Raw genomic sequence first — 14652 nt, 5'->3', positions numbered from 1 at the left:
CTGTTCTTCGGTAAAGCGCTTCTTCATGTCCAATCTCCTTGTCGTCGTGGATTGGACTCTAAAGTCACGCGCTACTCAATTCGGGGGGGACGTCGCTCTGCTGATAGAGGTGCCGAGCCGCGATGACTATGCGATGCCTCGGGATTGCGTTAATTCGGAAGCCTGAACCTGGGGCGGCCTCTCTTTTTTTGCGCTGGCACTTCGGCCGCGGGAGATAAGGAACGGCGCCGATCTGCTGCTGCGGCGACCGCCAGTTCATTGACGCGAGCAATGAGCGCCGCAGCCGGAACAACCCATCCCCGTCCGAATTTCAGCCCGGGCAACTCGCCGCTGGTCAGATGCTCTGCGACGCTGTCTTTGTCGCAGCGCAAGAGGCTAGCGACCTGATCTATTGACAGGAATTCGGCTTCGATGCTCATGCAGGCACTCCTGAATGACGCTGCTGGCAATGAAGGGACGGAAGTCGAACTGAGCACTTGGCAGCCGCTCGTCGAGTAGTGGCGGTGGCGAGCGGCGGCAATGGCGAAACGTGAATACGGATAAACCGGCTGGACATCTTCTGCGACCATGGCTTTTGCTGGCGCTCTGTGGTCACTGAGCGCTGGTCTGTGACGGGCGGCCGGAAGTCCCTCCATTGCACCGATTGCCCTTGCGGGAAGACGGGCCGCATGGCATCTCCGAAAATTTCCATGCGTCGTCACAGACGCTCGGAAGTCTGAGCTCAACTTGCCTTCAGATCAAGGATGAAGGCATATTGTCGGCCGGTGGCCGGCTGTCCGCCGATGGGTAATGGTTAGGCCGTCGTCAAGACCGGAGAGGTGTCCGTCGTTCAAAGATAGGAGCGGCCACCACCTCCCCGCTGTGCTGATGGATGCAGGTTCGAGTCCTGCCACCGGCCTTTCTGTTTCCGCCCATTAAGTGCATGACGGCAGCCGGATCGCTTTCTGCCGTGGGGATCCCTCGCTGTTGCTGCAGCGCCTAGAAGGCAGGATCTAGGTCAGCGCATCACCTTCTGCGACAGCGTGCGTTCAAGCTCTTCCCGCCGCCGAGTTCGGCGTCAGTCTGACGCGCGCTCGTGGCGGTGCCAGCGTGAATTTGCCCTCCCTAGTGCCAAGGAAGAGCTGGCAATCATGCTGATTAGAGCGTGATAAAATCACATCGGCATCATCGTAGGCAATGGTCCAGATGTTCACCAGCCGGCTCGGCCGGGTGATCCGGGTGTGGTGCGGAGCTGACTTCTAGTTGTCGCGCGGATACACATTTACCCCTGTACAACAGCCCATCTTTCCGTATAATCCCACACGCAATTAACTTATAGGTTAATAATGCTTTACTTGTTGCCGATGGAGCATGAGGATGAGCCACCGCCTCCCGACTGCGCCTGGAGATTGCTGACAGTTTGCAGCGATCCGGAAGGCAACAATGGACCGCTGTTGAACGCCATCGATGCACTTGGCGACAACCTAATCACCGCCTTCGATCATCAGTTAAGAACCATCACTCGGTTGGCCGCCACGGGCAAGCCATGGAGGGAACTGATTCAAGACAGGGGCAGTCTCCACGATGTCGGAGACATCCAAATCACCTACCCAACGGGCGAGACCCGGACTGAAAAACTGTGGCAGTTCAGCCACGGGCAAATGCGCTTGTTATGGTGTTACGGCGGAGGGAAGAAGGTTCTGATCCTGTCGCATGCAATGCCGAAGACAAGCAGGAAGATCAAGGACTCTGACCGCGAAGCCGCGCGCCAAGTCATGCAGGAATTCGTAAACAGTCGGGAAGCCGGCAACCTAAAGATAATTGGGGATGACGATCATGAGCGAACGCTTGAAAAGCTTTTTCCGAAAGGCGCGGGAGAATCCCGAGTACAGAAAAAAAGCCAGGATGGCCGCCGTCTCTGCTGACCTGCGGATTCTCATTGCGGAAAAAGGCGTGAGCCAAAAAGAGGTAGCAAAGTCAATCGGCATGTCTCCGGCCGGACTCTCGCGCCAGCTCTCCGGGAGCGCCAATCTGACCTTGGAATCCATCGGAAAAATTTGCGACGCGCTGGGCAAGGAATTTGACATCGTTTTCCGCAATGCTGACGATCAGCGCGCATTGCAGGCTTGGGAGCGCCGCAGCTACTCGACAGACGTGCTGCGCTTGCGCAATGAAGCTCTTGGACAGGCCGCCCAAGCGAAGGCTCTTCTGGAAACGGCAATACTGGTGCACAGAAGGAGTTGGCATGCCGCTCAGGTCCAGAGAAAGCAAGTGACCTGCGGCGCCAATCTCAAGAAATCGACTTGGACCCTGAGCAATGACACTCTCGCCGCTGCAGCTTAAGCACTATCACTTCACTTCTGTTTCGGTGGCGTCGCGAGTCGGCGTTGACCTTTCCTCACTGGAAAGAGTGGAAGGCCTTTACCCCATCATCGATGACAAGGTGAACTTCCGTACCGACATCGAGCTGGGCGAAATGGAAGGTGACAAAAACTTCGCGCTGCGCGTTGGAGTATCGGGAGAGCCCAAAGAGGACTCGAATTTCCCCTATGAATTCTCGGCAACAACCGAGGGCGTCTTCGAGTATATCGGCGAAGAAGACGGGGATACGATGAAGCGAATCGTCGTGATAAATGGAGCAGGTTTGCTCTACGGCGCCATCCGTGACCAGTTGATGACTCTTACCGCTCGACTCAACTATGGTCCGATGCTCCTTCCCAGTCTGGACTTTCGGTCACTTGAGCCAGAATGCCAAGAGGCAACGGCTGCCGTGGCATCAGAACAGAAATAAGAACGCCGACATAATCAACACCATCGAGGGCAACAAGTCCACGAAACCCGCTTTCCCGGCGGGTTTTTTATTACCATGACATTTTCCAAAAAAGGGAGGTGCCATGGAGCTGCTACTCATTGTCGCGCTCGTCGCGGTGTTCGTGCTCTGGTTCAAGAAGCGCAAGGTCGAAGCCGCTCTCGCTGCGGCAAAGGAGGCGTCCGGCAAAGCTGCCCAGGAAAGCGCGGCCAAGCGCAATCAGGCGGAAGCCTTGCACAATCAGGTGCAGCGCCGCCTGTTCGAGCAAATAGAATCTCTTGAGAAGCGCATCGCCACCCTCTCCAAATACGAAGGCATCCTCGATGCCGACGCGAAGGCGCAGGACATCCTCGGCGAGGCCAACGACACGCTCGCACAGGCGAAGCTGGACGCCGAGCGCGAACGCAAGGAGGCCAACCAGGCAGCACGTGCCAAGCTCGAGCAGAGCGAAGCACGCCTGCAGGCCGCCGCCTTCGAAGCCGCGCGAATCATCGAAGCCGCGAAGCGGCGGGCAGAAGAAATCGCTGGCGAGGCCTACGGCGCCATGAACCGCGCCAAGGAGTTCGCCGACACTGCCCAGGCGATGAAGAACATCATCGAGGGCTACGGCGACGCCTACATCGTCCCCACCTACAACCTGCTCGACGACCTGGCGGAGGAGTTTGGCTACACCGAGGCAGGGCAACGGCTCAAGCAAGCCCGAGATACCAGCCGGGCCATGGTCAAAGCCAGTCGCGCCGCCACCTGCGAGTACGTCGAAGAGAACCGCAAGGAAACCGCCATCCGCTTCGCGGTCGACGCCTTCAATGGCAAGGTCGATTCGATCCTGTCGCGCAGCAAGGCCGACAACCACGGCAAGCTCGAGCAGGAGATCCGCGACGCCTACGCGCTCGTCAACTTCAACGGCGCCGCCTTCCGCAACGCGCGCATCACCGAGGAGTACCTCGATGTCCGCCTCGAAGAGCTGAAGTGGGCCGCCACCGCCAATGCGCTGAAGGAGCAGGAGCGCGAGGAGCAGCGTGCCCTGCGCGAACAGATGCGCGAGGAAGAAAAGGCCCGCCGCGAGTATGAGCGTGCCATCAAGGAGGCGGCGCGCGAGGAAGAAACCATCCGCAAGGCGATGGAGAAGCTGCAGCAGCAGGTCGCCATTGCAACCGACGCCCAGCGGGCCGAATTCGAGGCAAAGCTGCGCGACATGGAGGCAAAGCTGGCGGCGGCCGAGGAAAAGAACCAGCGCGCGCTATCGATGGCGCAGCAGACCCGCGCCGGCCACGTGTACATCATCTCCAACATCGGCTCCTTCGGCGAAGACGTTTTCAAGATCGGCATGACGCGCCGACTCGAACCCGTCGACCGGGTACGCGAGCTGGGCGATGCCAGCGTGCCGTTCGAGTTCGACATCCACGCCATGATCTACAGCGACGACGCGCCAGCGCTCGAACACGCCCTGCACCGCCATTTCCGTCGGCGCCAGATGAACAAGGTCAATCCACGCAAGGAGTTCTTCCGCGTGGATCTGGGCAAGATCCGCAGCGAAGTCACCACGCTCGGCGTCGAGGCGCAATGGACCATGGCGGCCGAGGTGCGGCAATACCGCGAGACGCTGCGCATTGAGCAGCAGATACTGGAGAACCCGCAGATCGCCGAAGAGTGGGAAGAGCGCCAGGAGAAGATCGAGACCGATACGCCAGAGGAAGAAGAAGTCACCGCGTAAGGAAACGTCCCAACCCACCCGACCCGCCGCCCGAAAAGCCGGCGGGTTTTTCTTCCCATCGCATTTTCAACAACCAAAAACGCACAGGGGCGAAAGGCCGACGGGTATCTCCATGCCAATCATGCAAGCGGCCATCGTTGCTGCCGTCACGAGCAGGAACCGTCAAAGCGCACACAGTACGAACTGGCCGAGCATGAGGCGCAGATTGCTCAGAGAGGACTGTGGCGCGATCCTAATCCGACGCCGCCATGGGCGTGGCGTGGAGCGAAGAAGGAATCGATTCGCTAGAAAGCCTAGAAGCGCACGGCCGCACTCCCGGGCGCTCGATGCAACTTGGGGCAGCTTCTAGGTGAGTGCCGGCCTGAACCAGAGCCTTGTTGTAGGCTGTATTGTAGGCCGGAGATGGTGACGCAAAAAAATCCCTTTTTATTCAAGGACTTTTTAGTGTTCTTGGCGGAGAGAGGGGGATTCGAACCCCCGTCAGGATATTATCCTGAACACGCTTTCCAGGCGTGCGACTTAAACCACTCATCCATCTCTCCGCGAGAGGCCGGATTCTAGCAGAACAGGTGCGGCCGTCAAAGCGCTTGCTGTCCCCGTTGTGGCTGACGGATGAGCTGATAGGCGCGTTTTCTCTGGCGGCCGGCAATCCTTGCGGATACGGCATTTGCCCGCTTTCCGGCTGGTCGCGAGCGTGGTTGAAAATTCGTCATGGGATATGTTTAAATCGTTCGGCGACGGGCGTTTGCGTCCGATCGGGACTAATAATTCATAACAGCCAGACAGAATCCCCAGGAGGAGTACCTTGAACAACAGAATTCTTGCATCCTTGCTGCTTGCCGCCGGTTTTGTCCTTGCCGGTTCGGCGATCGCGCAGACCGCCGTCGATCGCGTTTACGCGGTCGATAGCCGTAACGAAGTGGCCACCAGCGGTTTTGGTCTGTGCTGGCGTACCGGTTACTGGACGCCAGCGGCGGCCGCCAATGATCCGGCTGGCTGTGCCTGCGACCGCGACCTGACGCCGAAGGGCGTGTGTGAACCCGCCGCGGCCAAGGCGGCGCCGGCTGCGCCAGCCGTTGCCGCAGCGAAGAAGTGCGATTTCACCGTCGCGCTGAAGGATGACCAGTTGTTCGAGTTCAACAAGGCGGTGCTGCGTCCGGCGGCAATGGCAGCGTTGGACCGTGATGTCGTCGGCAAGCTCGCGACGTGTGCTGATGTGAGCCTGGTGGTGATCACCGGTCATACCGATCGCCTCGGCGACCAGACCTACAACCAGAAGCTCTCGGAAAAGCGTGCCGACGTGGTCAAGCGCTATCTGCTCAAGCAGGGCGTCAAGGAAGATGTCGTCGATACGATGGGCGCTGGCAAGACGCAGCCGGTTCCCGGCGTCTCGTGCAATGACAGTCTGCCGCGCAAGCAACTGATCGAATGCCTGGCGCCGAATCGGCGCACGGTGGTTGAGGTCAAGGGGCCGGCAAAGTAAGCGCTGCGTCGCAGCAACCCCGCTGCGGCGGGGTTTTTTGTTTTCCGATGAATGCTCATGAATATAGATCTGCTTATCGATGCGCGCTGGATCGTTCCCGTCGAACCGGTCGGAGTCGTCCTCGAAAACCATGCCGTCGCGATCGACGCCGGGAAAATCGTCGCGCTGATGCCGCGGGCCGCCGCTGCCGAAGCGTTTACGCCGCGTGTGCATCGCCGTCTTGACCGCCACGTGCTCATTCCCGGCTTGATCAATCTGCATACGCACGCGGCGATGAGTCTTTTGCGTGGCCTCGCCGACGATCTGCCCTTGCGCGAGTGGCTGGAAAACCACATCTGGCCGGCGGAGGGCAGGCACGTCTCGGCGCAGTTCGTGTACGACGGCACGCGCCTTGCCGCAGCCGAGATGTTGCGTGGCGGCATCACCTGCTTCAACGACATGTATTTCTATCCGAAGGCGGCAGCCGATGCGGCCGTCGCCGCGGGAATCCGTGCGGCGATCGGCATCGTCAGTTTCGATTTTCCGACCCCCTACGCCGCCGACCCGGACGATTATCTGCTCAAGGGTCTGGCGGCACGTGACGCCTTGCGCGACGAGCCGCTCATTTCTTTCTGTCTGGCACCGCACGCCCCCTACACCGTCGGTGATCGCAACTTCGCCCGCGTGCTGACGCTGGCCGAGCAGATCGACGCGCCGATCCACGTGCACATCCATGAAACCGCGCACGAGATCGAGGAGAGCATCAAGGTGCATGGCGTACGCCCGCTGGCGCGGCTGCATCGCTTGGGATTGCTCAGTCCCGGCCTGATCGGTGTGCATGCCGTTCACCTGACAGGCGACGAAATCGCGCTACTCGCGGCGCACGGCTGCTCGCTCGCGCATTGTCCGACGTCCAATCTGAAGCTGGCCAGCGGCATCGCGCCGGTCAGCGAGCTTCTGCACGCCGGCGTCAATGTCGGGCTGGGAACTGACGGTGCCGCCAGTAACAACCGCCTTGATCTCTTCCAGGAAATGCGGCTGGCGGCGCTGCTGGCCAAGGGCGTCAGCGGCCGTGCCGATGTTCTCGGCGCACATCAGGCCCTGCACATGGCGACGCTGGGCGGTGCGCGTGCGCTCGGACTCGATGCGAAAACCGGTTCGCTGCTGCCGGGCAAAGCCGCCGATCTGTGCGCTGTCGCTTTCGACGACCTTGCCCTTTCGCCGTGTTTCGATCCGGTATCCCATCTGGTTTATGTTGCGGGACGTGAGCATGTTTCCGATGTCTGGGTCGATGGTCAGGCACGCGTCGAACAGCGGCTATTGCTGGGAATTGACGAATCCGAATTGATCAAGCTTGCTGCTTTGTGGCAGAATAAAATTTGTCCGCGCGATGTAACGTGAAGGTGTAACGTAAAAGAAGCGCAAAAGTTTGCGCGGGTCGCTTCCGCTGACTACTAACAACGAGGATTCTCCAATGAACATGATTGCCAAACACACTCTGGTTGCTGCGATTAGCGCAGTGATCGGCCTGAGCGCTTCCGTTGCCCAGGCTCAAACCGCTGCTGACCGGGTCTATGTGATTGATTCCCGCAATGAAGTCGCCACCAGTGGCTTTGGCCTCTGCTGGCGTACCGGCTACTGGACGCCGGCCGCTGCCGCGACCGATCCCGCAGGCTGCGCTTGCGACAAGGATCTGCTGCCCGCTGAAAAGTGCGCACCGAAGAGCGCCACCGTCGCTGACAAGGCTGCTGGCGTGAAGCCGGCTGGCGAGAAGATCACCCTCTCCGCCGACGCGCTGTTCGACTTCGACAAGGCTGTTCTGCGTCCCGAAGGCAAGGCCAAGCTCGACGAACTCGCCGGCAAGGTTGGCAAGATCAAGCTGGAAGTGATCATCGCTGTCGGTCACGCCGACCGCTTCGGTTCCGACGCCTACAACCAGAAGCTGTCCGAGAAGCGCGCTGCCGCGGTCAAGGAATATCTGGTGAGCAAGGGTGTTGAAGCCAACCGTGTTTACACCGAAGGCAAGGGCAAGAAGCAGCCCGTCACCAAGGCCGATCAGTGCAAGGGCGGCAAGAGCGCGAAGGTTGTTGCTTGCCTGCAGCCTGACCGTCGCGTCGAAATCGAGGTTATCGGAACCAAGTAATACCGAAGCCGTCGAACTGAAAAGCCCTGCTTCGGCAGGGCTTTTTTGTTCCCCAGCCCATTGTCAGAAGATGCAGACGAAAATGATCAACGCCGACCCCAGTGAACTCGACAAATTCAGCCAGCTCGCGCACCGCTGGTGGGACCCCACCAGCGAATTCCGTCCGCTGCACGAGATCAATCCCTTGCGCCTTGAGTGGATTGACGGCCTTGCCGGCCTCGCCGGCAAGCGCGTTCTCGATATCGGCTGTGGTGGTGGCATCCTCTCCGAGGGGATGGCTGGCAAGGGCGCCCGCGTGACCGGTATCGACCTGTCGGACAAGGCACTCGCCGTCGCGCGCCTGCATCTGCTGGAAAGCGGCGCTGCCGTCGATTACCGCAAGGTTTCGGCCGAAGAACTCGCGGCCGAAGCGCCCGGCGAGTTCGACGTCGTCACCTGCATGGAAATGCTTGAGCACGTTCCCAATCCGGGCAGCGTCGTTGCCGCCTGTGTGGCGCTGGTCAAGCCGGGTGGTCACGTCTTTTTTTCGACGATCAACCGCAACCCGAAGGCCTATCTGTTCGCGGTGATCGGTGCCGAGTACGTGCTGAAGATGCTGCCGAAGGGCACGCACGATTACGCCAAGTTCATCAAGCCTTCCGATCTGGCGCGCTGGGCGAAGAGCGTCGGCCTGCCGCCGCAGGCGGTCATCGGCATGAGCTACAACCCGCTGTCGAAGCAGTACTGGCTGGGTAGCGACACGAGCGTCAATTACCTGATGCACACGCTGCGCGAGAGCTGAAACCGCCAATTGCCGTGCTGCTGCGAGGCGGCAGCGGCTGCTGGCAGGCGTTCATGACGGCTGCGCCGAGTGCTGTCCGTCCGGGCTGCCAGCTAGCCTCCTTCGCTTTCGTGACGGCCTCTGTCGAGCACTGGTGACAGGCTGGCGACTTCGCCGGCATAGTGGATCAGGTTGTGGCAGACCGCTGCCGTCGCGCCAAGGTTGCGATAGCCGTGCGCACGGTCGCCGGCAAAGCGCACGGCTTCGCCTTCGCGCAGCAACAGCCAGTCCCCGTCGACCAGCACTTCCATCGATCCGCTGATCAGTAATACATGCTCGGTGACGCCCGCTGCATGTGCTTCGGAATGGCGTACGTAGCCCGGCAGCAGCGTCAGTTCCAGCCATTCGAAGGCAAAGCGCGGCTCGTAGGGAAAAAGCGGCGCCACCAGCATGTCGTCGCTGGCGGGTTTCTCGCGCAAGGCATCGGCGCTGCGGAACAGCGCCGCGTCGGATTGCGTCGGCGGAGCAACGAGGAACGCCGACAGCGGACACTGCAAACCGCTGGCGATTTTCCACAGGGTAGCGACGGTCGGGCTTGATTCGCCGCGCTCGATCTGGCCGAGCATGGCCTTGCTGACGCCGGTTTCGCTGGCCGCGCGGTCGAGACTCCAGTTGCGCGCGCAGCGCAGCGCGCGCAACTGTGCCGCCAGATGCCGGTTCAAGGCCTGCGGGTCGGCGGCGGGAGAGGGAGAGGTCGGCGCTGCCATGGCGTTGACTCCGCTGAGGTTCTTGTGCGTTATGGCGCACGTCTGTTAAGGTTCGCTTTGTGCGCTAAAGCGCACGTCCGGATTACAACAGAAAGGTGCTGTGGTGAGCAAATCCCTGACAGCGTGGTTTTCTCTGTCGCACGTGCTCGCCGGCTTCGTCGCGGTGCTCGTCGGCTATACCAGTTCGGCAGCGATCATCTTCCAGGCAGCAGCGGCTGCCGGGGCGACACCGCAGGAGACCGCGTCGTGGTTCTGGGCGCTCGGCGTCGGCATGGGGCTGACCTGCATCGGCCTCTCGCTGCGCTTTCGCAGTCCGATCCTCACCGCCTGGTCGACGCCGGGCGCCGCGCTGCTGGTGACCGGCCTCGACGGCGTGCCGATGGCCGAGGCGATCGGTGCTTTCCTGTTTGCCTCGGTGCTGCTGGCGCTGGCCGGTTTCAGTGGCGCTTTCGAGCGCATCATGCGCCACGTGCCGAAAACGCTGGCCGCGGCGATGCTTGCCGGCGTGCTGCTGCGCTTCGGCATCGAGGTCTTTACGGCTTTGCCGGCGAACGCGGCATTGATCGCGCCGATGCTGCTCTGTTTCATCGTCGCGCGCCGTCTGCTGCCGCGCTACGCGGTGCCGCTGACCTTGTTGCTTGGCCTCTTCATCGCGGCCGGGCAGGGCGCCATCTACCTCGATCGTGTCAAGGTTGACTGGGCGGTGCCGGTCTTTACGACGCCGGTGTTTTCGCTGCCGGCGCTGATCGGCGTCGGCCTGCCGCTGTTCATCGTCACCATGGCTTCGCAGAACGTACCGGGCCTCGCCGTACTGCGCGTCAATGGCTATGCGACGCCGGCGTCGCCGCTGATCGGCTGGACCGGACTGACCGGCGTGCTGCTCGCGCCCTTCGGCGGTTTTTCCTTCAACCTGGCGGCGATCACCGCGGCGATCTGCATGAGCCGCGACGCTGACGCCGACCCGGCGCGGCGCTACCGGGCGGCGGTGTGGGCCGGCGTTTTCTACCTCGTCAGCGGCCTGTTCGGCGCCACCGTCGCCAGCCTGTTTGCCGCCTTCCCGCACGCGCTGGTGATGGCCATCGCCGGACTGGCGCTGCTCGGTACGATCGGCAACAGCCTGGCGGCGGCGTTGGCCGACGAAGGCGAGCGCGACGCGGCGCTGGTCACTTTCCTCGTCACTGCCTCAGGCATTGCGCTGTTCGGCGTCGGCAGCGCCTTCTGGGGCCTGCTCTTCGGTCTGCTGACGGCCTTCGTCAGCCGCCGCCGCGCAGCGGGCTGAAACGCACAGCAACAGCGCCGCCGTGCCTGCGGCCACGGGCAGTGGCGGCGCTTGCCGGTACAATCCGCGGATCAACTTTCCGGTAGATTTGTCCATGCAATATCGAATCATTCCCGTGACGCCTTTCCAGCAGAACTGCACGCTGCTTGTCTGCGAAAAAACGAAGCGGGCGGCGGTCGTCGATCCGGGCGGCGATATCGAGCAGATTCTCGCTGTCGCCGCCAAAGCCGGCGCGACGCTGGAGAAGATCCTCGTCACGCACGGCCATATCGACCATGCCGGCGGCGTCGCCGCGCTCGCCGAGCGCCTGTCGCTGCCGATCGAAGGGCCGCAGCGCGAGGACCAGTTCTGGATCGACGGCATGCCGCAGCAGAGCAAGATGTTCGGCTTTCCCGACGTGCGTGCCTTCACTCCGGACCGCTGGCTCGAGCAGGGTGACGTGGTCTGCTTCGGCGCTGTCTCGCTGGAAGTGCTGCACTGCCCCGGACACACGCCGGGCCATGTCGTCTTCTTTCACCGGCCGTCGCGGCTGGCACTGGTCGGTGACGTGCTCTTCGCCGGTTCAATCGGGCGCACCGATTTCCCGCGTGGCGATCTCGACACGCTGCTCGCGTCGATCCGCGAGCGCCTGTGGCCGCTCGGCGACGACGTCGCTTTCATCCCGGGGCACGGGCCGATGTCGACCTTCGGCGACGAGCGCGCCAGCAACCCCTACTGCGGCGACTGAGGTGGCGGGCGGCAAGGCGGAAAAGCCGCGCGCCGCTGCGGGGCGCCAGTTGTCACCGCAGCGGATGAAGCCCGGGCAGACAAAGCCGGCGTTGGCTAGGAAAACGGGCGCTGCGCACTCGCTGCCCGCAGCGTCGCCGGCCACGCCAGAGGCGACGCTGCCGGAGCAGGCTTTCTGCACCTACCAGATCATCTTCGACCTGCCAGCGCCGGCGCGCATCGCCGTCGGCCGTTTTGGCAGCTTCGATTTTCCGGCCGGCCGCTATTGCTATACCGGCAGCGCGCGGCGTGCCTTCGAGGCGCGTATCCGCCGCCACCTGTCGCGCGAGAAGCGGCTGCGCTGGCATATCGACTATCTGCTGTCGGCGCCGGGCGTGCGCATCGTCGACGTGCATCGGCTGACGCTGCCCGAGTGCGAGGTCAATCGGCAGACCGCCGGCGAGATCGTCGTCGCCGGCTTTGGCGCCAGCGACTGTCGCGCGGCTTGCGGCAGCCACCTCAAGCGCATCGGTGCCGCGGCCTTGCCTTAAACGCTGTGCCGGCGCAGCAGTGCGGCGAATTCGTCGGCGGGTAGCGGCCGGCTGAAGTAGAAGCCCTGGATCTCGTCGCAGCCGGCGGCTTCCAGAAAAGCCAGCTGCTCGACCGTCTCGACGCCCTCGGCGATCACCGTCAGACGCAGGTTCTTGGCCAGTCCGATGATGGCGCGGGCGATCGCCGAATTGTCGGCGTCGTCGGGAATGCCATGGACGAAGGAGCGGTCGATCTTCAGCGTGTCGATCGGCAGGCGCTTCAGGTAAGACAGGCTCGAGTAGCCGGTGCCGAAATCGTCGAGCGAGAGATGGATGCCGGCGTCGCCGAGTTCCTGCATCATCACCAGCACCTCTTCGGTGCCGCTCATCAGCATGCTTTCAGTGATTTCCAGTTCAAGCGCGTCGGCCGGCACCGCGTACCGCGCCAGTGTGTTGAGGATGGCCTGCGGCAGATTGGCGCTGAACTGGCGTGCCGAAAGATTGACCGCAAAGCGCACCTGCGGCAGACCGGCGGCGCGCCAGGCGGCGATCTGCCGGCAGGTGGCGTCGATCACCCATTCGCCGATGCTGGCGATCAGTCCCGTTTCTTCAGCGACCGGGATGAACTGCGCCGGCGACACCGGCCCGACGCCAGGACGGTTCCAGCGCAGCAGTACCTCGGCGCCGCGGATGCTGCCGTTTGCCAGCGCCAGCTGTGGCTGGAAATGCAGGCTGAGTTCGTTGCGTTCGACGGCACGACGCAGATCACTTTCCAGCTTGAGCAGTTCGAGCGAGCGCTGGTTCATCTCCTGCGAGTAGAAGACGTGAATGCCGTTGCCAGCGCGCTTGGCGCGATGCATCGCCACGTCGGCGCAGTTGAGCAGCGCTTCGCTGTCGCTCTCGTCTTCCGGGAAGATGCTGATGCCGATGCTCGCCGAGAGCAGAATTTCGTGTTGTTCGAGCTGAAAGGCTTCGCCAATGGCTGCCAGCAGTTTCTGTGCGACGTGGCCGGCGTGTTCGCGGCGCGCAATGCTCGGCAGCAGGATGACGAATTCGTCGCCACCGAGGCGCGCGACGACATCTTCCTCGCGCAGGCACACGCTCAGCCGGCGGCTGACTTTGCGCAACAGCGCATCGGCGGCGGCATGGCCGAACGAGTCGTTGATGTTCTTGAAACGATCGAGGTTGAGCAGCAGCACGGCGCCGTGCGCCTGGCCGCGTCTGGCATTGGCGAGCGTCTGCTGCAGCAGGGTGAAGAACAACGTGCGGTTGGGCAAGCCGGTGGTGGCATCGAAAAAGGCCAGACGCTCGATTTCGCGTGCCGCTGCGCGCCGCTCGCTGATGTCGGAAAAGACAACGCACAGGTGGCGGCTGTCCGGGTCGGCAGCGGCGGTCGAGCTGATCGAGACGCAGCCGGGAAAGCTGCTGCCATCGCTTTTGCGTATCTGCAACTCGCCACGCCAGACCTCGCCACCGCCGACGTGCCTCGCGATGGCGGCCGAACGGAGTGCGTCTTCGGCCGCCAGCAGCTCGGCGATCGGCCGGCCGCCAATGCGGTCCGCGGCGAAACCGGTCAGGCGCGTAAACGCCTGGTTGACCGAAACAACGGCGCCGACAGCGTCGGTGACAATGATCGCTTCGCTGTTCTGTTCGAAAATGCGCGCGTGCAGGCGCAATTCCTCTTCTGCGGCAAGTTGTCCAGATATATCAATAACATAGCCTATCATGCCGCAGGCGTTGCCGTTTTCATCGCGGGCCAGCGACAGCGAGACGCTGGCCCAGAAGATCTCGCCCGATTTCCGCCGGCGGCGGACGGTCATCTCGTGGCTGCCGTTTGCGAAGCACAGGTTGAAGGCATGGTCGTCTTCCGCTTCGTCGGCGTAGAGCAGCAGCAGGTGCTGACCAAGCACTTCGTCGGTGGCATAGCCGAACATGCGTTCGGCACCGGCGTTCCAGCCGGTGATATGACCGGCGCTGTCCATGGTGATTACCGAATCGCGGATCTGCGCCAGCATCTGCGACTGGCGGCGAAGCTCGATTTCGCTGTGCGTCAGCGCCGCGACGCGCTGGTCGTAGGCGCGCCGCGAGTGCAGCAGGCCAGCGAGCAGCGAGGCGAAGTCGGCAAAGCGGCGCAGTGCACCGGTGGCGTAAATTCCGTGTTGGCCGACGCCGATGAAGCCCAGCGTTTCCTCGCCGAAAACCAGCGCCAGCGCCAGATATTCGCTGTCGGCGGCGACGCCTCGTCGGCGCGTCAGCGTGCCGCAGCGCGCGGCGTCGGCGAACAGTTCAAACCAGGGCGCGGGCAGTGTGGCCGGCAGCCCGTCGGCGCAGAACAGCGCTTGCGGACTGCCGACGGCGCAGCGGAACAGGGCGGCGATCGAATCGGCGCAGACGCCGCTGTCGCGATAAAGCACCGCCGAATACAACTGCCCGGCCAGTTCGAAATCCCCGGGCCCGGCGTCGATACCCGGACTGAGGATGGCGCTGGACTCGGGTGACATGCC

Annotated in this window: 14 protein-coding genes and 1 tRNA gene; 11 read left to right on the top strand and 4 right to left on the bottom strand. The window is 62.5% G+C overall.

All coding sequences use genetic code 11. From position 1 onward, the window contains the following. Positions 1-149: 149 nt before the first annotated feature. Entirely contained in the window at positions 150-419 is a 270-nt protein-coding gene (locus GGD90_RS10195) for a helix-turn-helix domain-containing protein (RefSeq protein WP_153116464.1), read from the bottom strand. 1014 nt (positions 420-1433) lie between these two features. Between GGD90_RS10195 and GGD90_RS10190 the strand changes: the two genes are divergently transcribed. The 4 genes from GGD90_RS10190 (at position 1434) to GGD90_RS10175 (ending at position 4502) form a co-directional block, all read left to right on the top strand. Further along, positions 1434-1904: a hypothetical protein gene (locus GGD90_RS10190; protein WP_153116465.1), complete on the top strand. Its 471-nt coding sequence runs from the start codon at positions 1434-1436 to the stop codon at positions 1902-1904. Next, entirely contained in the window at positions 1885-2322 is a 438-nt protein-coding gene (locus tag GGD90_RS10185) for a helix-turn-helix domain-containing protein (RefSeq protein ID WP_184415079.1), read from the top strand. Before GGD90_RS10190 ends, GGD90_RS10185 begins: the two co-directional genes overlap by 20 nt. Continuing rightward, the gene (locus tag GGD90_RS10180; protein WP_153116467.1) at positions 2297-2770 is read left to right on the top strand and encodes a protein-export chaperone SecB; all 474 of its coding nucleotides are present in this window, start codon (positions 2297-2299) and stop codon (positions 2768-2770) included. The genes GGD90_RS10185 and GGD90_RS10180 overlap by 26 nt, the downstream gene beginning before the upstream one ends. 103 nt (positions 2771-2873) lie before the next feature. Then, on the top strand, positions 2874-4502 hold the full coding sequence (locus GGD90_RS10175; protein WP_153116468.1) for a GIY-YIG nuclease family protein: 1629 nt from the start codon (positions 2874-2876) through the stop codon (positions 4500-4502). A 451-nt stretch (positions 4503-4953) separates the two neighbouring features. Here GGD90_RS10175 and GGD90_RS10170 read toward each other — a convergent pair. Next, positions 4954-5044: transfer RNA gene (locus tag GGD90_RS10170), tRNA-Ser, on the bottom strand. Between the two features lie 263 nt (positions 5045-5307). Between GGD90_RS10170 and GGD90_RS10165 the strand changes: the two genes are divergently transcribed. The 4 genes from GGD90_RS10165 to ubiG all read left to right on the top strand — a co-directional run bounded on the left by GGD90_RS10165 (position 5308) and on the right by ubiG (position 8888). After that, a complete protein-coding gene (locus GGD90_RS10165) occupies positions 5308-5985 on the top strand; it encodes an OmpA family protein (protein ID WP_153116469.1) in 678 nt (225 codons plus the stop codon). 51 nt (positions 5986-6036) lie between these two features. Next, a complete protein-coding gene (locus tag GGD90_RS10160; RefSeq protein ID WP_221227726.1) occupies positions 6037-7365 on the top strand; it encodes a TRZ/ATZ family hydrolase in 1329 nt (442 codons plus the stop codon). A gap of 73 nt (positions 7366-7438) precedes the next feature. Further along, positions 7439-8107, top strand: coding sequence for an OmpA family protein (locus tag GGD90_RS10155; RefSeq protein WP_153116471.1), 669 nt, complete (start codon positions 7439-7441; stop codon positions 8105-8107). Between the two features lie 82 nt (positions 8108-8189). Continuing rightward, positions 8190-8888, top strand: coding sequence for a bifunctional 2-polyprenyl-6-hydroxyphenol methylase/3-demethylubiquinol 3-O-methyltransferase UbiG (gene ubiG, locus GGD90_RS10150; RefSeq protein WP_153116472.1), 699 nt, complete (start codon positions 8190-8192; stop codon positions 8886-8888). Between the two features lie 92 nt (positions 8889-8980). On the opposite strand, the gene GGD90_RS10145 is transcribed toward ubiG, so the two are convergent. Continuing rightward, positions 8981-9634, bottom strand: a complete 654-nt coding sequence (locus GGD90_RS10145) for a helix-turn-helix domain-containing protein (protein WP_153116473.1) — start codon at positions 9632-9634, stop codon at positions 8981-8983. Between the two features lie 103 nt (positions 9635-9737). Between GGD90_RS10145 and GGD90_RS10140 the strand changes: the two genes are divergently transcribed. The 3 genes from GGD90_RS10140 (at position 9738) to GGD90_RS10130 (ending at position 12169) form a co-directional block, all read left to right on the top strand. After that, a complete protein-coding gene (locus GGD90_RS10140) occupies positions 9738-10913 on the top strand; it encodes a benzoate/H(+) symporter BenE family transporter (protein WP_228273705.1) in 1176 nt (391 codons plus the stop codon). 94 nt (positions 10914-11007) lie between these two features. After that, entirely contained in the window at positions 11008-11640 is a 633-nt protein-coding gene (locus tag GGD90_RS10135) for an MBL fold metallo-hydrolase (protein WP_153116474.1), read from the top strand. Between the two features lie 91 nt (positions 11641-11731). Next, positions 11732-12169, top strand: a complete 438-nt coding sequence (locus tag GGD90_RS10130; protein ID WP_228273706.1) for a GIY-YIG nuclease family protein — start codon at positions 11732-11734, stop codon at positions 12167-12169. On the opposite strand, the gene GGD90_RS10125 is transcribed toward GGD90_RS10130, so the two are convergent. Continuing rightward, entirely contained in the window at positions 12166-14649 is a 2484-nt protein-coding gene (locus GGD90_RS10125) for a putative bifunctional diguanylate cyclase/phosphodiesterase (RefSeq protein ID WP_184415077.1), read from the bottom strand. The two genes, GGD90_RS10130 and GGD90_RS10125, sit on opposite strands and share 4 nt — an antisense overlap. Positions 14650-14652 lie beyond the last annotated feature (3 nt).

Source organism: Rhodocyclus tenuis (assembly GCF_014197755.1).
Lineage (GTDB): Bacteria > Pseudomonadota > Gammaproteobacteria > Burkholderiales > Rhodocyclaceae > Rhodocyclus > Rhodocyclus tenuis.
The sequence above is the reverse complement of the archived record's forward strand: the minus strand, read 5'-3'. Positions and strand labels throughout refer to the sequence as shown.

Excerpts from the sequence above, each read along its gene's own strand:
- GGD90_RS10160 (WP_221227726.1), top strand. The coding sequence starts at position 6,037 with ATGCTCATGAATATAGATCTGCTTATCGATGCGCGCTGGATCGTTCCC.
- GGD90_RS10125 (WP_184415077.1), bottom strand. The coding sequence starts at position 14,649 with ATGTCACCCGAGTCCAGCGCCATCCTCAGTCCGGGTATCGACGCCGGG.
- GGD90_RS10135 (WP_153116474.1), top strand. The coding sequence starts at position 11,008 with ATGCAATATCGAATCATTCCCGTGACGCCTTTCCAGCAGAACTGCACG.
- GGD90_RS10145 (WP_153116473.1), bottom strand. The coding sequence starts at position 9,634 with ATGGCAGCGCCGACCTCTCCCTCTCCCGCCGCCGACCCGCAGGCCTTG.
- GGD90_RS10180 (WP_153116467.1), top strand. The coding sequence starts at position 2,297 with ATGACACTCTCGCCGCTGCAGCTTAAGCACTATCACTTCACTTCTGTT.
- GGD90_RS10195 (WP_153116464.1), bottom strand. The coding sequence starts at position 419 with ATGAGCATCGAAGCCGAATTCCTGTCAATAGATCAGGTCGCTAGCCTC.
- GGD90_RS10175 (WP_153116468.1), top strand. The coding sequence starts at position 2,874 with ATGGAGCTGCTACTCATTGTCGCGCTCGTCGCGGTGTTCGTGCTCTGG.
- GGD90_RS10185 (WP_184415079.1), top strand. The coding sequence starts at position 1,885 with ATGGCCGCCGTCTCTGCTGACCTGCGGATTCTCATTGCGGAAAAAGGC.
- ubiG (WP_153116472.1), top strand. The coding sequence starts at position 8,190 with ATGATCAACGCCGACCCCAGTGAACTCGACAAATTCAGCCAGCTCGCG.
- GGD90_RS10155 (WP_153116471.1), top strand. The coding sequence starts at position 7,439 with ATGAACATGATTGCCAAACACACTCTGGTTGCTGCGATTAGCGCAGTG.